Source organism: Paenibacillus sp. ALJ109b (assembly GCF_010747435.1).
Lineage (GTDB): Bacteria > Bacillota > Bacilli > Paenibacillales > Paenibacillaceae > Paenibacillus > Paenibacillus taichungensis.
In genome coordinates, this window is the sequence record NZ_JAAIFP010000022.1 from 55,427 (window position 1) to 75,761 (window position 20,335).

Here is a 20,335-nt window from a genome sequence, read left to right on the forward strand (position 1 = left end):
CATCTTCGGTTGGGAAAACTGCCTATGATATAATCGACATACATAAATTGAACTAAAGGATATTACATACATTACCGAAAGGTATACCTTAACTTCTAAAAAAAAGGATGTCTCTGACATATGCCGATGCGGTTGCTGCAATACGGTTTACTCATAGTTCCCGCGGTCCTCTACATTCTGGTGCTACCACAGGAACAAGAAGATAGCTATACTCTGTATATTATCATTGCGCTAGGACTCGCGGTGTGGAAAGACTTCTCCCGTTCAGGTATGCAGCTTTTGCTGCTCGTGGCCGAAATCCTCTTCAGCTGCTGGCTGATCGCTTTATATGGCCCATTTATGTTTTTCCTCTCCTTATCCGCGCTTTATGTGTACATGTACAGACTGGATAGGACCCAGCGGTGGTTAATGCTCGCCATTCAGCTTATAGCCAGCAATATTGCGCTACATTGGTATTACGCCCCACCACAGGAGCTTCATGCATGGCTTACACTTCACACCAACACGGCCATTCCTTTTATCTTCACTCAAGAGACAATGGCTCGGGTTGCAGGTAACTTGCTCCTGCTCATCACCGCAACACTCTCTTGGCAGGGTTCTAGAAGCGCGAGCAGCCGTGGGCAGCTTGAACAGGTGTACGATGAGCTGCGAAGTAAACATTACGAGCTTCAGGAGGCACGCGAACAATTGCTGCAATTCACGAAGCAGCTTGAAGGAGCAGCACAGGTTGAGGAACGTACCCGGATATCCCGACAGCTTCATGATGATATTGGTCATCGCTTGATTCGTACCAAAATGATGTCTGAGGCAGCCCTCCTGACCCTCCCTATACATCCTGAACAGGGCACGGAAATGGTGAGACAGATTCGGGATCAATTGGCCGCCAGTATGGATGACATGCGCACCACGCTTCACAAATTGCGTCCTGACTCTTACATATCCGATGCCTATGCATTAGATCGTCTGCTTGAAGACGTTGGCCGGGAAACAGGTGTGAAAACGCGTTATGAAGTGCGAGGGCATTCACATGTACTCTATCCCAGTATGCAGATTGTCTTGTACAAAAATGCCAAAGAGGCCGTGACCAATGCACTCCGACATGGAAATGCTACTACGATTTCTGTGGAACTGGAATTTGGAAAAAGAGAAATCTGTATGGCCATCAGCAACGATGGGAAGATCCACACCCTTTCCACCAAGGAACAAACGAAAGGAAGACATGAAGGATCTCCTGCTAAACCGGGCGTAAAGGCAGAGTCTACAGGACTCGGCATGGGACTTGAAGGAATGCGCCTACGCACACAATTGGTTGGTGGGAAACTGGAGATTAAGTCGGACTATCCCTATACGGTGATTACACGCCTGCCCATGGCGAACAAAGCTGAACTGATCTGAAAAAGGAAGTGATTTGCTCATGTCTGACCTGAATGAAATAAATAATTCGAGCCATTCTGTTCATCCTCAGTCCATTCGGCTGATGCTTGCGGATGATGATTCCTTTATCCGTGAAAGTCTCAAAGTCCTGCTCGGACTCGACCCCGGCATTACCGTTACAGGTACAGCTTCAAACGGCCGGGAAGCTCTGGAACTGTTGGAGTCAGGGAAAATTGCCGACGTTGTACTTATGGATATTCGCATGCCAGATTGTGATGGAGTTGAAGGTACCCGAATCATTAAAACACGTTTCCCTGACGTTCGTGTACTGATGCTTACCACGTTTGACGATGATGAATATATTATCCAGGCTTTGCAAAACGGAGCCAGCGGTTATTTGCTCAAAAATGTGCCACCTGACCGGATCATTCAGGGCATCAAGACTGTACATAACGGGGATATGTTGATTCATCCCGATATTGCTCGTAAGCTCGCGAGTCTACTCCGTCCTGCTGCAGCGCCTCAGATACATGAACCCATTGACTCTTACGGGCTAACCCGTATGGAACTGGCTGTTGCAGAGGCTATATCAGAAGGGCTGTCCAATAAAGAAATTGCCGCGAAGCTATTCTTGAGTGAGGGCACGGTCAAAAACTATGTTACCGATATTCTTGGCAAGCTTAGTTTACGTGATCGGACTCAAATCGCTATTTTCATGTTAAAAAAGTAGCAAAAAGGGTATTTCCCTCGCCTAATTAGGCGGAGGAAATACCCTTTCGTCATTACATCTCTACAGATCTTTGCTCCCCCGCCGGGGCGGGCGGCAATGCCAGTGGAGCCTCAACATCAAGCTGATCTTTCCGACGTCGTGCGAACAACTTGAGACTTACGATATGAAACAGAGTTAGCGGACGCAAGCGGAGCGCCCAGGCTTCATGATTGTCCGGAGCCATCAGTACCCCAAGCTGGTGATGCTCACCTTCATAGATCGCCCGTTGCATGAACTTGCTCTCACCCTGATGATTACGTACCTCCAGCTTACAAAAGGCCGGATTCATGCGCAAAGCGCGATGTAATTGCTCAGGCGAATGCACCAATACGCCATTTACCTTGTACAAGGTTTCCCCTGCTTCAATTCCCAGTTCTTCCGCAGGACTATCAGGAATGACTCCCAGCACCTTCAGGCCGTGCTCAGGGTGTACAAACAGTGGGCTTCGGTTTTGCTCCTCGAAGCCACTGTACCACACCAGAAACTCATGTCCAATGAAGGCAGCCAAGGCTGCAACAACCATGAGTGGAGACCACCATGCAGCCAGGAGACTGAGCACAAGTAGCCCTGTCCCATATAACAGCAATCGTTTTGCGGAAATCTGGACTTTTTTCCCCGGGAGCATACTTTGCGTAACTTCTCCAAATCCCAGCATAATCGGCAGCGCAATCAGCATGTAGCCATTCCCTCCGCTGATCAAAGCGGTCCAAGGCAATTCGGCCCCGCCCGTAACTGGAACAAGAATCAGTAACGGAATCGGCCAGAAATGCTGCAACTGGTATCCTCCAACGAGCTTGCCTCGTTTACCTTCGAAGAGCAAAGGCGATGCCATCGATACCCCTTGCATGCGTACCATCAGCGCTTCACCGATATGTAATACAGCCGCGAGCACAAGAAGTGCAGGCATATCCAGCGCACGTAATGCTTCTGTGACACTTCCTATCCATCCTGCCGGTTGCCAGCCCGAAGCCATATTTAAACTAAACTGCAACACGCCAAGCAAACCTGCAGCATAAGCAAAACATAAGTATCGGATACGGAATAATGCCAGGAATAACGTAGCTGCCCAAATACAGATCAGGCTGCTCAGTGTAAGATGTGTCCCAAGAAACAGCGACACGATTGAGACCATTACACCAATCACAATACCTCCAAGTACTGCACGAATGGTCTGTGTTATCGAGCTTTGCAGACGAACGTGGAACAATTTACGTTCCTGTAAGAGTTGACGATGATAAACGAGAGCAATCAAGATTACCGCAATATAATAAAACGGCTGAATAAACAACTGCAACAATGCTTCTCCTAATGTGGTCAACCATGGCCAAACCCATTCCATTGTGGACGGTCACCCCTCTCCTTCAGCCGGTTCAGAAAAAAAGAAGGCTGAAAATCAGCCTTCTTTATGGCTTCGACACTGCGGACGAAATATCCTTTGAGACATTTTCGATCGCGCGCTTCAGCTGTGCATCATATTGAGGATTGGCAATGCGTTCAATCAGAGCCGCTTCCAGTGATTCCGCGGTTTTCTCATCAATCTGGCCAGTTGCCTGAATGCCTTTTTGTTTCTGGAATGCTTTGACCGCTTCTTCTGTCTTCTGGTCATAGTATCCATCTACACGATCCGGCTTAAAGTCAAGTCCTCTCAGCATCGTCTGCACACTTTTCACATCCGTGCTATTGCTGTCGTATTTCAAAGGTAATTTTTCTTTGTTGATTGGTGCCACCGAGAAGTAATCCGGCTGGTTCACCGCGATATCCGGTTTGATACCTTTTTCATGAATCCAGTCCCCGTTCGGAGTCAACCATTTCGCGATGGTGATTTTCAGCAGGCTGCCATCACCCATCTGCTTGTCATAACTCGTCTGTACGGTTCCTTTACCAAAGGAGTTTTCTCCAACCAGCGTTGCGCCTGCCGACTGTTGCAATGCACCAGCCAAAATTTCCGACGCACTCGCGCTTCCTTTGTTCATCAATACCGTAATTGGGTACGATTTACCTGATCCGTTCGATTTGCTTTGTTCCTTTTTACCATTCTTGTCTTCGACTTGAACAATAACTTTGCCTTTCGGAACAAATTGCTCTGCAATATCAATAACGACCTGCAAAACACCACCCGGGTCATTACGAACATCAATGATCAGGCCCTTCATGTTCTGCTTCTCCAGCTTCGCCAGTTCTTCTTTGAAACGATCTCCTGTGTTCAGCGAGAATTGGGTGATTGTAATCACACCAACACCGTTATCCTCCATGTGGGCGTACACCGTCTCCAGATCAATGTCATCACGTACAATAACAAATTCAATCAGCTCGGAAGATCCAGCACGTTTAACCTGTACCTTCGCTTCACTGCCTTTTGGACCTCTGATTTTATTAACGGCTTTGTTCAGTTCCAAACCTTGCAGAGATTCACCATTCACGGACATGATCATGTCTTTCGCGCGAATACCCGCTTTCTCGGCAGGCGATCCTTTGATCGGTGATACCACTACCACATTTCCATCCTGTGAGGATACCTCTGCGCCGATTCCGGTAAACGAGCCTTCAATCGACTCCTCGAACTGGGCTGCTGTTTCCTGCGCCATATAGTTGGAGTACGGATCACCAAGGGATTCCATCATGCCGTTGATCGCACCATCAATCAGTTTGGTTCGATCCACGTCTTTATAATAGTTGCTTGAGATCAAATCCATCGCGGTTTCAATCTTCTTCAAATCGTTCTTCTGCTGTGAACTGCCAGTAACGCTGGCTAGCAATCCTTCGCCAGGTGTCGTCTGTGCCAGGCCAGGAGAGCTCATCAGCACCAACGTAAGCAGGCTGCCTCCGAGAAGGGCTACAATGACAAGCAGCAGGGCCGATCTTTTCTTCATCATCCGTTTGTCACCGCCTTTAGTATTGAAGCGTGTCAAATTCAATTGTTCCGTGAATCATTCCCTGAACATGCCAGCTTAGTATATGCCTAGCTTGTACGGAATATGTTTGTTCCATTCCAACTGTTGGCTAAAAACTACAAATAGTTAAATGGATTCACTGCTGTTCCATTATCACGTACTTCAAAATGCAAATGCGGTCCAGTGGAGTTGCCTGTACTGCCTGATTCAGCAATAATGTCGCCACGGCTTACCGTGTCACCCTTGCTAACCTTAAATCCGCCTTCACGTAAATGACCGTATAGCGTCCATAGACCGCCTCCATGGTCAACAATGACGGTGTAACCATATCCGCTATACCATTCAGCCATGATAACGATCCCGCCTGAAGCGGCATGAACGGACGTTCCTTGAGCAACAGCAAAGTCTACACCTGCATGCATTTTACCCACTTCACCCGTGATCGGGTGAATACGAGGTCCAAAACCGGAAGATACACGCGCACCTGATACTGGCATTCCAAAGATTCCGTTACCACTGGAGTATGTGCTGCTACTGCTGTTGGAGCTGACCTTGGTCGGCGCCTTCGCAGCTGCCGCCGCACGTGCAGCAGCTGCTGCTTTTGCTTTGGCGGCCGCCGCCGCTTGCTGCTCACGCAATTTATTTTTCTCTTGCAGAAGGGCCGAACGCTTGCTGGCAATCTGCATCAATACGTCTTCCTGTTCTTGCGTCAGCTCTTCAGACTCTTCAATTTTAGCATCATAGGAAGCGAGAAGTACTTGCTTCTCCTGTTCCTTCTCATTCAATTGGGACTTACGTTGTTTCTTCTGTGCATACAGACTCTTGGCTTCTGCATATTGCACATCCAGTTCTGCTTTTTTGTCCACGACGAGTTGCTTGTCCTTTTTGTGTTCATCCAGCAAGTGCTGGTCCTGATCCACAATCGTTTTCAGTGAATCGGCACGAGTCAGGAAATCAGAGAAGCTTGTGGAAGTTAACAACACATCGAGGTATGAAACGGCACCGTCTGTATACATCAACCGTACACGTGATTCAAGTAATTTCTCTCTTGCAACGATACGTTCTTCTGCGGCTTGCAGATCTTTTTTCGTTGTACGGAGATCCTCTTCCGTATTTTCAATCTGCAAGGATACGTTTGCCAGCTCATCACTGACCACATTGATCTGCTCCATGACGACTTTCAAGTAAGCATTGGTCTTGTTCTTATAATGTTGGGCTTCCTTTTTGTTGCTGGCAGCCTTTTGCTGCTCCTTTTTGGCCGAAGCCGCCTTGCTCTCCAGTTGCTGAATCTGCTGATCAATGTCGCTAATGCTACTCTTGGCATATCCGTCAGAAGGTTGAAGCGTCAAACTGGCCAATAACGTTAAAGCCAGCAGCGAAGCTGTTTTTTTCAAAATGTGATCCCCCATCCTATGATTTCACAAGAAAGCAACCTGCACAGGTGGTGAACAGCATGTTCTTTGCTTTCTTTACACTAAAGACTCCGTCTTTACTACATATCGTCAAACAGTGTTCAGTTGTGAACCTGCTTTGCCATTCTTTTCGATTAAACGTTAAGAGACTTGCGGATAGACAATGTACTTCCCAAAATACCAACCAGCACACCGAGTCCGATCAACAATGTTCCAAACAGCAGCCAAATATCACCGAGTGGAATCAGATTAAGCATCTGCATGAATACATCCTGACCAATCGTGGCCATCAGGCGGCTGTAACCGAAGAACAGTACCGCTACCGTAATCGCCGAACCGATCAATCCAATCAATGCCCCTTCGACAAAGAAAGGCCAGCGAATGAACGTGTTGGTTGCTCCAACCAGTTTCATAATACCGATCTCCCGGCGCCGGGCCAGAATCGTTACGCGAATCGTATTCGAGATCAGGAACATGGACATCAAACCCAGTCCCCCAACAAAAATAAATCCGATATTCCGGACAAGCTTCGTAAATTTGAACAACACTTCCACCGTTTCCTTGCCGTAGTTCACTTTCATGATCGGCTTCTCCGGGTGTTTATCGTTCAATGCTTCGATTTTTTGCGCCACAAAAGTGACGGTTTCCGGTTCAATGACCTCTACTTCAATGGTCTCCGGCAGTGGATTGTTATCCACATCGAAACCGCTCAGCACATTGTCTGCACTTTCTCCGAGACGTTCACGGAACTCCTTGAGTCCCTCTTCTTTGGAAACAAAACGAATTTCACTGACTTCAGGCATCGCACTGATTTCCTGCTCCAGCGTGTTACGCAGGTTCTCATCCACGTTCAGCTCAAGAAACGTACTGATCTCGACCTGACTGTCCACCTGGTTGGCCATGGAATTCACATTAAGCACCAGCAGCATGAACACGCCCAGAATGAGTAGAGACACGATAATGGACATGATGGAGGCCACGGACATCCAGCCGTTGCGGAATACGTTTTTGAATCCCTCCCGTAAATGGCGCAAGAGAGTACTAAAATTCATAACCGTATTCCCCTCTCATCTGATCCCGTACAATCTGTCCCCGTTCAATTGCAATAACCCGTTTACGCATCGTATTAACGATATCCTTGTTGTGGGTCGCCATAACAATAGTGGTTCCGCGGAAATTAATTTCATCCAGCAGCTGCATAATGCCCCATGACGTCTCCGGATCAAGGTTACCCGTAGGCTCGTCCGCAATAATAACAGACGGATTGTTCACGATGGCACGTGCGATGGCAATACGCTGCTGTTCCCCACCCGACAACTGTGAAGGTTCACGATTCGCTTTACTGCGCAATCCCACCAGATCAAGCACTTCCATCACTCGTTTCTTGATGTGGCGCTTCGGTGCTTCAATAACTTCCATGGCAAATGCCACATTCTCAAATGCCGTCATGCGTGGCAGCAACCTGAAATCCTGGAACACAACGCCGATATTCCGGCGTACGTAAGGAATTTTTCGTGGCTTTAACTTTCCGATATTAAATCCGTTAATGGATATTTGTCCTTTGGTCGGAACTTCTTCCCTGTACATCAATTTCATAAATGTCGATTTGCCTGCGCCGGACGGACCGACGATATAGACAAATTCATTGCGGTCGATCTTCACCGACACCCCTTGTAATGCGTGGGTACCATTGGCGTAGGTCTTCCACACGTCCTGCATTTCTATCACATCATCACTTCCCGTTGCATAGTTAGCCATTATCATTTCGACACAATCCCGGCATTTCCTTTAAAAAGACCTGAATTTCATCAGGGAAAATCCATTTCACCCCTTTTTCGATGGTGAAGCATGGATTCATATGAATTTTATTGTAACAAATTTGTTACCTATTGAGTACCCGAAAGTTTTCCATCATTGGATCATATATATGGAAAGTGTTACGAAATGCGGAACAACAGAAGTACAAAGGAGCGTACGGATATGAAAAAAATACATTTGATGGTCATTGCACTGTTCTCCATCCTATTAATCGGTTCCGCGTCCTATGGATTGCTGTATATGTACGTGAACCAACCCGCGCTACCGGAAGGTGTACGTGTTGGGGAGTGGTCGGTTGAGGGCGTGAATCGCAAGGAAGTTCTACCAGCACTGGATGAACGATTAAAACAAATGGAAGCATGGCCGATCACCCTGGTGGTTGACGATCCTACACCAAAAACATTGACGTTCACCGCCGCCCAGACAGGCGCAAACTACAGTGCTGATGACTTCCGGACAGCTGTGCAGCAATTGGATGATGGAAATCTGTGGGAACGCGCTTACGCCCGATATCATTTCATCAAGGAGTGGTCTCTGAAGCTGACGTACAATTCAAAATCACTGAGAGAGCAGCTTACCCCTGCCTGGGAAAAGGAAACCTTCGGTACACCCGCGAACGCTGTTCGCCGCATTACCGCAAGTGACAAGGTCCAGTACATCCCGGAAAAGGGCGTCCGCCGGATCGCCTGGGATGAACTCGCGAGCCTGATGCAGGCTAAACTGCACCGGGATTTCGCTCCACTGGACCATGATGCGAAGCCAAACCCGCTGTTGATTCAGCTGCCGTTTTATACGCTGCAACCCGAAGTGACTCTCGATTCGCTGCGCCAAGAGGGAATTGACAGGAAGATCATTCAGTTCTCCACTAGTCTCGGAAACAGCAGCGCAGGCCGGATACATAACGTCAGCGCAGCAGCGCAAGCCGTTAACGGCATGATTTTGCCGCCAAATGGTACTTTTGATTATGAGAAGGTCATTAGGAAGGCCGAGGAGGACTATGGTTTCCGGGAAGCCCCGGTTATCGTGAATGGGCAGCTGACCCCTGGGATCGGGGGTGGTATCTGCCAGGTATCAAGCACCGTTTATAACGCAGCCCTGTTGACCGGACTGGACATTGTAGAACGCCGTAACCACTCCCTGCCCGTCAAATATTTGCCAAAGGGACTGGATGCCACGTTTGCCTCAGGCTCGATCAATTTTCGGTTCAAAAACAATACCGGCAAGTCTCTGCTCATTCATGCCAAAGTGGAAGGTGGAAGCTTAACGGTCAAATTTTTCGGCACCTTCCCGGAGAACGTCAGTTATGCACTTGAATCCCGTACAATTGAGACATTAAGTGCTCCCGTGAAATATGTATCGAGCAACGTACTGCCTGACGGTGCCCAGCAGGTGCTCCAGAACGGTCAACCCGGATATATTGTAGAGACGATGCGCACCAAAAAGGTGGATGGCAAAATTGTCGAATCCAAGACCATTACACGTGACACGTACAAAGCTCAAAATCGCCTGATTGCCCGCTCTGGTCATACTAACCTGCCTGATCCCAAGGAGCCTTCTGTCGTAGAGGATGGCATCAGCGACACGAAGCAGCCTTAATCTTCCTTTCACATGCGCACACATGGATAGGATAGGCTCAACTCAGCAAACGTAATAACAAATAGAAAAAGACACATCTCCTGTTCCCCATTCTGGGTCCCTTGAGAGATGTGTCTTTGGTTTGTTCTACAGATGCATATTAGGTTTAATTAGACTGATACCTTTAATGTCCGCCTGTGTACTCTTTCTGCTCCTCGCCGATAACCATTTTCTCATTACCCATAAAGAAAGCAGCAATCAACGCGAGTGCGGCAGGAATCGCAGCCCAGGCAAAGAGCTGCACGATGGATGAAGACAACGCGTGCGTAATGGTGTCTAGCACTTGAGGCGGAATCGCCTTTCTCAGCTCTGGCGACAGCAGCGCATGTGGATCGCTCAGATTCACTCCCTGAGGTACGCCGCCTGCTGGAGCACCAGCGCCACCCGCTTCCGCCGCTGATCCGGCGAGGGCATCATTCATTTTACGCGTAAATACCTGGCTCTGCACGATACCAAAGATCGTAATGCCCATCGTCATCCCAAGCGAACGCAGGAAGTTAAGTGTGGAGCTTGCTGCTCCGCGTCTTTGCGGTTCAAACGCGTTCATGGCTGCATTGCTGAGTACCGAGAATGACGCCCCGACACCGAGTCCAATCATCACCATGAATATACGTATCGTCCATAGAGACGAAGTTTCATCCAGCGTTGTCAGCAATCCAAGACCAACCACCAGCAACGCCAGCGTAGGAATCATAATGTTGCGATACTTGATTTTGGTCATCAGTACCCCACCCATGGAAGCCGTCACAACGGACCCCAGCATCATGGGCAATAACACGAGGCCAGAGTTGGTCGCTTTGCCACCGAGTACCCCCTGGATGAAGATTGGAATATACACGGATGCAGTAATAAACGCCGCACCACTGAACATGCCAATAACGTTACTGGACCAGTACACCCGGTTGCGGAACATGCCAAAGGAGATGATGGGTTCCTTGGCTCTCGTTTCTGCAAACAGGAAGAGCAGCGCTAGCACCACGAATCCGGCAAACAAACCAAGGATCTGCCATGAGCCCCAGGCATACGTTTTGCCACCCAGTTCAAGCCCGAAGATGAGACAAACTACCGCACCAATCAGTGTGATTGCACCGAGCCAGTCAATCTGTTGGGATTGATGCTGATGAGATTCTTTGTAGAAAAATGCAATAAACACAAACGCAATCAGACCAAGCGGCAGGTTGATATAAAATACCCATTCCCATGTCGCATACTGCGTAATGTAAGCACCCAGCAGTGGACCAAATACGCTGGATAAGCCGAATACGGCTCCGAACAAACCGCCCAATTTACCCCGTGATTCCGGTGCGACCACATCAAACATGATCGTAAAGGCAATCGGCACCAGTGCACCTGCACCAATACCCTGAATAGCTCTGTACATCGTCAGCTCTACAATCGATGTTGCTGTTCCACATAATGCAGATCCGAGCATAAATACCAGTATTCCAAAAACAAAAAACTTCTTCCGTCCGTACATGTCGGATAACTTACCGAAGATTGGCATACCGGCCATCTCTGCCACCATGTAAGCGGAGGTCACCCATACGAATTTGTCGAGCCCACCCAGCTTCCCGACAATGTCGCCCATCGCTGTTGCCACGATGGTATTGTCCATCGAAGCCATCAGTATGCTTAGCAGTAGCCCTGCCAGCACCAATCCAATATTATTTTTACGTGTAGCCATTCTACTCAATCTCTCCCATTCAAATCCGATTCATATGACTGAATTAGTATATCCGAAAAGTTACGGCGGATAATCAGTCCAAGGACCGATTGCTTTGCACCAAAACTTCCGATTGCGGATGAATTTGCAGAGAAGAGCGGTATTCCACAGTACCAATTCGGCAGCCTGGGCCAATTTTTATTTTATCTCCTCGTACAACCTCGGCCTCCGTGTTCTCAAGTTCAATTTCGTCGCCTTCGATCAGAGCGGCCTTGAGAATAGACTTGTTACCAGTGAACAAACCCTCCAGCAGTTTCCCCCGTGAACTCTTCACTGAAATGATGGAACCGCCCATTTCCTTGACCTCGGATGGACCCATAATTTTAAGTGTCATACTTTCGGCACTGAGCATACCCGTTATCGTAAAACGGCCATTCAACTTCATATTCTCCACCTGACAATCGCCTGATACATGAAGCTCGCCTACTACTTTCATATGTTCAGCTTTTGTATACAGGTTAGAAGCATAATTGCCTTCCTGATCTTCGTCGCCGGCAGCAGCCCGCTCTTTCAGGGTAAGGGTTCCTGTAATTTTGATATCCGTTGATTCAAGAGATCCGTATACGACCGATGTGCCGGTGCATTTGAATTGATCACAGAACAGATTATCATTAAATGAGGAATCCCCCACTACCTTGACCTTGCCGTACACACCGCCAGAAGGACTGCCATCGCCGATGATGCTAATGTCATGTTTTTTATCCAATGAACCAGCAAAATGGTTATTCAAATCGATCACATCCCTTTCTCTCCAGGTCAAAACTTAAATTAAAATTTAAATCCGCTGACTGCTGCCCACCTTAGCATCTGGATCAACCACTAGTTCACCCGAATATTCGACCAACCTGATGTTACAGCCACGACCGATATGAACCTTGCTACCACGAACAATATCAGCCTCGGTATCTTCCAGCACGATTTCATCCCCCTCAATCAAGGATGTCCTGAAGGATGGGGTACCGCCTAGACCAATACTTTTCCAAAAACCAGTCTGTTCCTTACGACGAATATCGATGCGTTCCCCGCCAATCTCTCTCGCCGAAGAAGATGTATGCAGCCTGATCTCTACCGTCCCCGCATTCAGAAAGCCACTAATTTTAATATTGCCCTGTACGTTCAGGGTCTCACATTGTACGTCGCCTTCAATATCGATTACGCCACCAATATCTATCCGTTCCCCATCTACCCGACCACGTACAGTACACTTCCCGTTAACTTCGAGCTCAGGACTTCGGAGGTCTCCATTAATGGTTGTCAAACCATCCACACGAACACGAGAACTGATCAAGGGGCCGTTCAGCGTGCACATACCGTTGATCGTTGCGCTCTCTGAGCTCAAAGTACCGTGCATCTTCAATGTTCCATTCACATTCATGGAGGTACAGTCCAGGTTACCGTTTACTTTAGCCATGCCATCGATAGATACCCGGTGAAAATTCCCGCCTGCCGTTTGGCTCATGCCCGCTACGTTCAGATCATTTCGCAAATTACGTTCCTCCATATATGATCCTCTCCTTATCCCAATTTGAGTTTTAACTCTTCCATGAACGTCCCCATTGGCTGCCTGAGAACGACCTTCACTCCATTGTCAAAATAAAGCTCTGTTCCTGCCGTTACCAGCAAGAATGAAGGAACACCCATTTTGCGAATAAGCACCAGTTCGCTTGGTTTGCCTGTGAAACGATAATAATGCTCGGACATGACATCGATCAGCAGCGCACCCTCCTGGCGGGTAACATCTCCGCTCATTAGCAGTTTATCGAGTACATAAAGCATCATGATCTGCTCCAAAGCATACAACGGCCGCTCCCGGCCTGCTTCTTTCAACAGCTCAAGCGAAATATTCGAAACAATGTTTCGCTCTAACAGCTCCTGAGCGGACATTTCCACTTCACCCAATGTTGGTGAAAACACATCTGCCAGTTCATCCAGCGACAAGCCGTCTTTCATATTGAGAATCTTGTCAATCCGCAGTAAAATCTGTTGTTTTGGAAAAAAAGTTTCTTGTCCCGTATAGGAAGACTTCCGAATAAACCATTCCTCCGGAATGAGATTCTTCCGCTTCCAACGGTACAACTGGCCGTAGGAGATACCCGTCAGGTCCAGCAATTCTTTTTTGGAGATCAAATCATCCGTCATATATGGTCCCCCTTTGTGTTGAAAACAGTGTAACATAACATTGTTACGCTGTAAATAAGATGAATAACTAGTTGTGAATTTCTTATTATTGCAATGAAAAGACTTTGCGTATAACCTGTTTATTATAGACACTATGGAACCATTATGGATTCAGATCCCTTCCTATAGCATCGGGTCAGAACACATCGTTAATGGACTTATGAAAGGGGTTTCTCATATATATGGCACTTATTAAATGTGACTTTTACTCTGACACGCTTGGTCTAAGCACCAGTATGCATGTTATTCTTCCACAACAGACCCACAATCAGATTGGCATGGAGAACGTATCCGGCCAGGGGTTACATCCCACGCTGTATCTGCTGCACGGGCTATCAGATGATGACTCCATCTGGCTGCGCCGTACATCCATCGAGCGATATGTTGCGGACCTTGGTATTGCCGTTGTGATGCCTCAGGTACATCGTAGCTTCTACACGGATATGGCGGAAGGCGGACGCTACTGGACATTCATCAGTGAAGAGCTGCCTGCACTTGCACGTTCCTTCTTCCCACTATCACACAAACGTGAGGACAACTTTGTTGCTGGCTTGTCCATGGGTGGCTACGGAGCATTCAAGCTGGCACTTCACAAACCGGAGCAATACGCCGCCGCGGCAAGTTTGTCCGGAGCACTCGACATGGTAGCGCATATGGATAACCGAATTGTTAAGGCATTAAGTGATGCTGAGTTCAAGCGGATTTTCGGAGCAGAAATTAAAGGCTCGGAGAATGACTTGCTGCATCTGCTCAAGGAAAGCAAAGCAATTCAGGGTCCAAAACCTTTGCTCTACCAATGCTGTGGGACAGAAGATTTCTTGTATGACGAGAATCAAGCGTTCCGTCAAGCTTGTGCACAGACCGATTTCCAGCTGACGTACGAGGAAGAACCCGGTGGACATGACTGGGGATATTGGGACGAGAAGATTCAGAATGTGCTGAAATGGTTGCCTTTGCGTGAACGTGAATAGCGAACACTGGCACTCCAATAACAGAACAACCTTCCGATCGCTGTTATCCAGTAAATGTTGAGTTGAACATCCTAAATCGTTGTTATACACAAAAAAGCAGGCCCTTGAGAAGAAAATCTCGGCCTGCTTTTGCGTTGTATATCTTTATTTCATTATAGTAAATGCGTTATTAACCCCGATTAGTGATCCATTGCTCCGTAATTTCCAGCACCTTTTCACTACGTCCAATCGCTTCAGCCACCTGGTTCGAAGCTGTTCCCCCGTACACATTACGAGCATTTACAACCGCTTCTGGTTGTAGCACGTCGTAAATACGCTCATCGAACAACGGGGAGAACTGACGGAATTCATCGATGGTCAGATCCAGCAGATACTTGCCGTTCTGGATACAATACAATACTGTTTTCCCGATAACCTCATGTGCCTGACGGAAAGGCAAACCTTCTCCCACGAGGAAGTCCGCAATATCCGTAGCGTTCGAGAAATCCTGATTGACCGCTTGACGCATCCGACCCTTGTTAACCGTCATCGTAGCAATCATCGGAGCGAACAATTGAAGTGCGCCTTCCAGCGTCGCTACCGTGTCAAACATACCTTCCTTGTCTTCCTGCATGTCCTTATTGTAAGCGAGTGGCAGAGATTTCAACACGGTCAGCAAACCGATCAGGTTGCCGTACACACGGCCGGTTTTACCACGAACGAGTTCCGGAACGTCCGGATTTTTCTTCTGTGGCATAATGCTGCTGCCCGTGCAGAATGCATCATCCAGTTCAACAAAACCAAACTCCGTGCTGCTCCACAGGACCAGTTCTTCACTCAGACGGGACAAGTGAGTCATAATCAACGAAGCGGCTGCCAGGAACTCCACGATAAAGTCACGGTCACTGACCGCGTCCAGACTGTTCTCGTACACACCATCGAAGCCCAGTTGTTCCGCTACAAAATGACGGTCAATTGGGAACGTCGTGCCTGCAAGCGCACCTGCACCCAGTGGCAGCACGTTAATGCGTTTGTAGCTGTCCATAAGACGCTCTGCATCCCGTTGGAACATCGATACATACGCCATCAGGTGATGGGCGAACAGAATCGGTTGTGCACGTTGAAGATGCGTATATCCCGGTACAATCGTATCGAGATTGTCTTTGGCTTGTCCAATCAGCGCTTCCTGCAACGAATGCAGCATGCCAACAAACCCAACCACGCGCTCACGCAAGTACAAGTGCATATCCGTTGCCACTTGGTCATTCCGGCTGCGTCCTGTATGTAATTTGCCGCCCACAGGGCCGATGGTATCGATCAGGTTTTTCTCAATGTTCATGTGGATGTCTTCATCCGATACGGAGAATTCCACTTCACCTGCACGAATTTTATGCAAAACGGTAATTAGACCTTCTTTAATCGTCTCTACATCCTCTGCTGGCAGAATACCGCATTTGCCCAGCATCGTTACATGAGCCAGACTTCCTTGGATATCTTCCTCGGCCAACGCTTTGTCAAAGTTGATTGACGCTGTATATTCCTCAACCAGGTGATTGGTTTGTTTGGTAAAACGTCCTCCCCACAGCTTGCTCACAGTGAGTACTCCCCTTTCGCTCATGGACAAAGCCGCTCCTGCCAGATGTGCAAGAACGGCCCGCCTTGTCAGTTATTATCCTGATGCTTATATGCATAATGAAATTAGTTTTTGTTTTGTTCCACACCGGAATTTACTTTCAAACGCAATGCGTTCAGGCGGATAAAGCCCGTTGCATCCCCTTGATCGTATGCTTGTGTTGGATCAGCTTCCATTGTGGCAATGTCCGGGTTGTACAGGCTGACAGGGCTTTTCACACCTGCGCCGATGATGTTGCCTTTATACAGTTTCACACGAACGGTACCTGTTACATTTTTTTGGCTTTCGGTCACCAGGGCTTGCAGCGCCAGACGTTCTGGTGCGAACCAGAAGCCGTTGTAAACGAGTGTGCTGTAACGTGTGATCAGGCTATCACGCAGGTTCATAACTTCACGGTCCATCGTGATGGATTCCATTTTGCGGTGTGCGGTGAACAGAATCGTTCCACCTGGTGTCTCGTATACACCACGGCTCTTCATGCCGACGAAGCGGTTCTCTACCATGTCCACACGGCCGATACCATGTTTGCCACCAAGTTCATTCAGTTGCTCCATCACTTGCAGCGGGCTCAAGCGCTCACCATTCAGTGCAACACAGTCGCCTTGTTCGAATTCAAGTTCAACATATTCCGCTTGATCCGGTGCATCTTCAGGTGCACTGCTGAGCAGGAACATGTCTTTGTTCTCGTCCGCACTTGGATCGAACCAAGGATCTTCCAGCACGCCGCTCTCATAGCTGATATGCAGCAGGTTACGGTCTGTGGAGTACGGTTTAGCCGCCGATGCGGTTACCGGAATGCCATGTTTTTCAGCGTAAGCGATCATCTCCGCACGTCCCGGGAACTGATTACGGAATTCTTCCAGACGCCAAGGCGCGATGACTTGAATGTCTGGTGTCAATGCAGCTGCGTTTAACTCAAAACGAACCTGGTCATTCCCTTTACCCGTAGCGCCGTGAGCAATCGCTGTAGCGCCTTCTGCACGAGCGATATCCACCATACGTTTAGCGATTAGTGGACGTGCGATACTTGTGCCAAGCAGGTATTGTCCTTCATAAAGGGCGCCTGCCTGGAACATTGGATAGATGAAATCTTTGGCGAACTCGTCGCGCAGATCATCAATATACACTTTGGAAGCGCCTGTAGCGAGAGCTTTTTCCTCAAGACCGTCCAGTTCATCCTTTTGTCCGATATCCGCCGTAAATGCAATAATCTCTGCATCATATGTTTCTTTCAGCCATTTCAAAATTACAGACGTGTCCAACCCGCCGGAATAAGCGAGTACGATTTTTTCCTTAGCCATGTTCAATGGTCCTCCCCAAGTTCAGTTGCTTAATCTATCATCGCGAAATCTGTGCCTAAAATCAACCCATTCAGGCAAACAGCATCTATTCACTCATTAACGCAGCCATCAACGCTTTCTGCGCATGCAGTCGGTTCTCCGCCTGATCAAAGATCAGGGAGTTTGGCCCGTCAATAACCCCAGCACTCACTTCTTCTCCGCGGTGTGCCGGCAGACAGTGCAGGAACATATAATCCGGCTTTGCACCTTTCATCAGTTCCTCATCCACCTGATACGCAGCAAATGCTTGTTCACGAATCTTCTGTTCCTCTTCAAAACCCATGCTCGCCCATACATCCGTATACACGATATCTGCATCTTTCACAGCTTCCTGTGCACTGTACGTTACAGTCACCTGTGAGCCGCTCTCCTGTGCAATGCTGCGCGCCTGCTCGACGACTGCGCTATCAGGCTCATAGCCTTCCGGAGTCGCTACTGCAACATGCATCCCCATCTTCGCTGCACCAAGCATAAGGGAATGAGCCATGTTATTGCCGTCTCCGACATAAGCCATTTTCAGACCTTCTAGCTTGCCTTTGTGCTCCAATACGGTTTGGAAGTCCGCGAGTACCTGGCATGGATGTGCTGCATCGCTCAGGCCGTTAATAACCGGAACATCCGCATGTTGTGCCAGTTCAGTCACATTATGGTGTCCAAAGGTACGAATCATGATGCCGTCCAGGTAACGTGACAGGACTTTGGCTGTATCATGTGTCGTTTCCCCGCGACCGAGTTGGATATCGTTTTTGCTCAAGAAGAGCGCGTGACCGCCCAATTGGAACATGCCGACTTCAAAGGATACACGGGTACGTGTAGATGATTTTTCAAAAATGAGTCCGATCGTTTTGCCTTGGAGTGGCTGATATGGCACACCGTTTTTCTGTTTACCTTTAATCTCAATCGCAAGGTCCAGCAGATAGCGGATTTCCTCCGCTGTATAATCTGTAAATTCAATAAAATCACGGCCTCTAAGATCGACCTTCTGTACCTTTTCCGTCTGTTGCGCTTGTGTCATGTTAGTGTTGTCCTCCTTATTTCCGGTTCCCTGCACCCGCATGGGCAGAAGAGTGTAGAAGGTTGAGATCTTGCCATCCGGCTGCTCACTTTCATCTTCCGCTAGTTTACCGCGCGGCTACAGGGATTCATGATTCATCATTTTGTTCCGCTTCGAGGCCCGCGAAGGCCCCGAGTCAGAAAAGTTGTATAAAGTCTTTTTAGGCGTTCTTCGCAGCCACATGCTCTTCAATCAACGTAGCTACCAAGGATACCGCCTGATCGATCTCTTCCTTGCTCACATACAAGTTTGGAAGCAGACGAATGACATTCGGTCCTGCGGATACAAAGAGAATGCCTCGTTTCTGACCAGCAAGCACAATGTCTCCTACCGCTTCAGCACATTCGATTCCAACAAGCAGCCCCATACCCCGAACTTCTTTTACAAACGAATTACCAGCCAAACGCTCCCGCAGAGAGTTCATCAGGTATTCGCCCATTTCAGCTGCACGCTCAGGCAAATGATCTTCGAGCATGGTTTCAATCGTTGCAATGACAACGGAAGAGGCAAGCGGTGTTCCGCCAAATGTTGTTGCATGACTACCCGCAGTAAACGCATCCTTCAGATACCCTTTACCCAGCATCGCACCTACAGGGAATCCACTACCAATACCTTTGGCTACAGTGAAAATGTCCGGCTCAATGCCATAATGCTCATGCGCGAACAGTTTGCCTGTACGTCCCATTCCGGTCTGTACTTCGTCCACAATCAACAGCAGTCCGTGCTCTTCACAAAGTTTGCGAACGTGGTGGACAAAATCTGGTTTGACCGGATGTACTCCACCCTCGGCTTGCACCATTTCCAGCATGATCGCTGCTGTATTGGGTCCGATCGCCGCTTCGAGAGCCGCTGTGTCATGCAATGGTACAGTTACGAATCCGGCTGGCAATGGCAAAAATCCTTCTTTCACCTTATCCTGCCCAGTTGCTGTCAAAGTTGCGAGTGTCCGTCCGTGGAAGGATTGGGCAAATGTAATGACTTCGTACCGACCTGTGCCTTTTACCTTCTGGTGATAGCGACGAGCCAGTTTGATTGCCGCTTCATTCGCTTCTGCACCACTGTTACAGAAGAATACGGCGTCTGCGCACGTATTTGCTGTCAACAAAGCCGCTGCTTTTTCCTGACCTGGAATCTGGAACAGGTTGGACACATGCCACAGCTCATCAATCTGAGCTTTTAGCTTGGCTCCGACTTTCTCTGGTGCATGGCCCAGACTCGTTACAGCCAACCCGCACATGAAATCAAGATAACGATTGCCCTGATCGTCCCATAGCCAGCTGCCTTTTCCTTTGACCAGACTGATTGGATAACGCGCATACGTTTGGAAAAGAGAGCTTTCCGTCTGTGCCGCTGCACCTGTCGCTGCTACGCCCGCTACTGCTGTGCCAGAACCTGGCTGTTCATTGCCTTTTGCCATCACCTATCACTCCTTATTTGTTGGTACACTCCTAAGGTGAATAAAACATAACACTAGACCACTTCGATTGCAGTCCACCTTCCGAACATATGCATACTCCCACTTCGATGACAGAACAACCTTCCGATCGCTGTTATCCCC

The 20,335-nt window shown here is 48.3% G+C and carries 17 protein-coding genes; 4 read left to right on the top strand and 13 right to left on the bottom strand.

Features of this window, described 5'->3' with window-relative positions:
• Positions 1 to 120 precede the first annotated feature (120 nt).
• Positions 121 to 1,395 carry a sensor histidine kinase gene (locus tag G3352_RS20410; protein ID WP_163759279.1) on the top strand — a complete coding sequence of 425 codons (1,275 nt, stop codon included), beginning with the start codon at positions 121 to 123 and terminating at the stop codon, positions 1,393 to 1,395.
• A gap of 19 nt (positions 1,396 to 1,414) precedes the next feature.
• Positions 1,415 to 2,104: a response regulator transcription factor gene (locus tag G3352_RS20415; protein ID WP_163759281.1), complete on the top strand. Its 690-nt coding sequence runs from the start codon at positions 1,415 to 1,417 to the stop codon at positions 2,102 to 2,104.
• A 52-nt stretch (positions 2,105 to 2,156) separates the two neighbouring features.
• Here G3352_RS20415 and G3352_RS20420 read toward each other — a convergent pair whose 3' ends face one another.
• From G3352_RS20420 to ftsE, 5 genes are all read right to left on the bottom strand, one after another.
• Complete coding sequence (locus G3352_RS20420; protein WP_163759283.1) at positions 2,157 to 3,482, bottom strand: PDZ domain-containing protein; 1,326 nt, start codon at positions 3,480 to 3,482, stop codon at positions 2,157 to 2,159.
• A gap of 64 nt (positions 3,483 to 3,546) precedes the next feature.
• Positions 3,547 to 5,016: a S41 family peptidase gene (locus G3352_RS20425; protein WP_163759285.1), complete on the bottom strand. Its 1,470-nt coding sequence runs from the start codon at positions 5,014 to 5,016 to the stop codon at positions 3,547 to 3,549.
• Positions 5,017 to 5,150: 134 nt separating this feature from the next.
• The gene (locus G3352_RS20430; RefSeq protein WP_091001250.1) at positions 5,151 to 6,428 is read right to left on the bottom strand and encodes a murein hydrolase activator EnvC family protein; all 1,278 of its coding nucleotides are present in this window, start codon (positions 6,426 to 6,428) and stop codon (positions 5,151 to 5,153) included.
• A gap of 152 nt (positions 6,429 to 6,580) precedes the next feature.
• Complete coding sequence (gene ftsX, locus G3352_RS20435) at positions 6,581 to 7,498, bottom strand: permease-like cell division protein FtsX (RefSeq protein WP_063567509.1); 918 nt, start codon at positions 7,496 to 7,498, stop codon at positions 6,581 to 6,583.
• Positions 7,488 to 8,174 (bottom strand): cell division ATP-binding protein FtsE, encoded by a 687-nt coding sequence (ftsE, locus tag G3352_RS20440; protein WP_024631580.1) that lies wholly within the window; start codon positions 8,172 to 8,174, stop codon positions 7,488 to 7,490. Before ftsE ends, ftsX begins: the two co-directional genes overlap by 11 nt.
• Positions 8,175 to 8,426: 252 nt before the next feature.
• On the opposite strand from ftsE, the gene G3352_RS20445 reads away from it, so the two are divergent.
• Complete coding sequence (locus G3352_RS20445) at positions 8,427 to 9,860, top strand: VanW family protein (protein ID WP_163759287.1); 1,434 nt, start codon at positions 8,427 to 8,429, stop codon at positions 9,858 to 9,860.
• A gap of 163 nt (positions 9,861 to 10,023) precedes the next feature.
• Here the strand turns inward: G3352_RS20445 and G3352_RS20450 are convergent, their stop codons facing one another.
• From G3352_RS20450 to G3352_RS20465, 4 genes are all read right to left on the bottom strand, one after another.
• Complete coding sequence (locus tag G3352_RS20450) at positions 10,024 to 11,583, bottom strand: MDR family MFS transporter (protein WP_163759289.1); 1,560 nt, start codon at positions 11,581 to 11,583, stop codon at positions 10,024 to 10,026.
• Between the two features lie 73 nt (positions 11,584 to 11,656).
• Positions 11,657 to 12,361 carry a hypothetical protein gene (locus G3352_RS20455; protein WP_205524968.1) on the bottom strand — a complete coding sequence of 235 codons (705 nt, stop codon included), beginning with the start codon at positions 12,359 to 12,361 and terminating at the stop codon, positions 11,657 to 11,659.
• Positions 12,362 to 12,397: 36 nt separating this feature from the next.
• Complete coding sequence (locus tag G3352_RS20460) at positions 12,398 to 13,123, bottom strand: polymer-forming cytoskeletal protein (RefSeq protein WP_163759293.1); 726 nt, start codon at positions 13,121 to 13,123, stop codon at positions 12,398 to 12,400.
• 14 nt (positions 13,124 to 13,137) lie between these two features.
• Entirely contained in the window at positions 13,138 to 13,761 is a 624-nt protein-coding gene (locus G3352_RS20465; RefSeq protein ID WP_163759295.1) for a YhbD family protein, read from the bottom strand.
• Between the two features lie 221 nt (positions 13,762 to 13,982).
• On the opposite strand from G3352_RS20465, the gene G3352_RS20470 reads away from it, so the two are divergent.
• Positions 13,983 to 14,771 (top strand): alpha/beta hydrolase, encoded by a 789-nt coding sequence (locus tag G3352_RS20470; RefSeq protein ID WP_163759297.1) that lies wholly within the window; start codon positions 13,983 to 13,985, stop codon positions 14,769 to 14,771.
• 169 nt (positions 14,772 to 14,940) lie between these two features.
• On the opposite strand, the gene argH is transcribed toward G3352_RS20470, so the two are convergent.
• The 4 genes from argH to G3352_RS20490 all read right to left on the bottom strand — a co-directional run bounded on the left by argH (position 14,941) and on the right by G3352_RS20490 (position 20,194).
• Positions 14,941 to 16,344, bottom strand: coding sequence for an argininosuccinate lyase (argH, locus tag G3352_RS20475; RefSeq protein WP_053779582.1), 1,404 nt, complete (start codon positions 16,342 to 16,344; stop codon positions 14,941 to 14,943).
• A 104-nt stretch (positions 16,345 to 16,448) separates the two neighbouring features.
• Positions 16,449 to 17,684, bottom strand: a complete 1,236-nt coding sequence (locus tag G3352_RS20480) for an argininosuccinate synthase (RefSeq protein ID WP_063567516.1) — start codon at positions 17,682 to 17,684, stop codon at positions 16,449 to 16,451.
• A gap of 85 nt (positions 17,685 to 17,769) precedes the next feature.
• Complete coding sequence (gene argF, locus G3352_RS20485) at positions 17,770 to 18,738, bottom strand: ornithine carbamoyltransferase (protein ID WP_053779581.1); 969 nt, start codon at positions 18,736 to 18,738, stop codon at positions 17,770 to 17,772.
• Between the two features lie 199 nt (positions 18,739 to 18,937).
• On the bottom strand, positions 18,938 to 20,194 hold the full coding sequence (locus G3352_RS20490; RefSeq protein ID WP_163759299.1) for an acetylornithine transaminase: 1,257 nt from the start codon (positions 20,192 to 20,194) through the stop codon (positions 18,938 to 18,940).
• Positions 20,195 to 20,335 lie beyond the last annotated feature (141 nt).

Coding starts and splice junctions, on each gene's coding strand:
- ftsX (WP_063567509.1), bottom strand. CDS start 7,498: ATGAATTTTAGTACTCTCTTGCGCCATTTACGGGAGGGATTCAAAAAC.
- G3352_RS20450 (WP_163759289.1), bottom strand. CDS start 11,583: ATGGCTACACGTAAAAATAATATTGGATTGGTGCTGGCAGGGCTACTG.
- G3352_RS20465 (WP_163759295.1), bottom strand. CDS start 13,761: ATGACGGATGATTTGATCTCCAAAAAAGAATTGCTGGACCTGACGGGT.
- G3352_RS20425 (WP_163759285.1), bottom strand. CDS start 5,016: ATGATGAAGAAAAGATCGGCCCTGCTGCTTGTCATTGTAGCCCTTCTC.
- G3352_RS20415 (WP_163759281.1), top strand. CDS start 1,415: ATGTCTGACCTGAATGAAATAAATAATTCGAGCCATTCTGTTCATCCT.
- G3352_RS20480 (WP_063567516.1), bottom strand. CDS start 17,684: ATGGCTAAGGAAAAAATCGTACTCGCTTATTCCGGCGGGTTGGACACG.
- argF (WP_053779581.1), bottom strand. CDS start 18,738: ATGACACAAGCGCAACAGACGGAAAAGGTACAGAAGGTCGATCTTAGA.
- G3352_RS20490 (WP_163759299.1), bottom strand. CDS start 20,194: ATGGCAAAAGGCAATGAACAGCCAGGTTCTGGCACAGCAGTAGCGGGC.
- G3352_RS20420 (WP_163759283.1), bottom strand. CDS start 3,482: ATGGAATGGGTTTGGCCATGGTTGACCACATTAGGAGAAGCATTGTTG.
- G3352_RS20460 (WP_163759293.1), bottom strand. CDS start 13,123: ATGGAGGAACGTAATTTGCGAAATGATCTGAACGTAGCGGGCATGAGC.
- G3352_RS20445 (WP_163759287.1), top strand. CDS start 8,427: ATGAAAAAAATACATTTGATGGTCATTGCACTGTTCTCCATCCTATTA.
- G3352_RS20410 (WP_163759279.1), top strand. CDS start 121: ATGCCGATGCGGTTGCTGCAATACGGTTTACTCATAGTTCCCGCGGTC.
- G3352_RS20470 (WP_163759297.1), top strand. CDS start 13,983: ATGGCACTTATTAAATGTGACTTTTACTCTGACACGCTTGGTCTAAGC.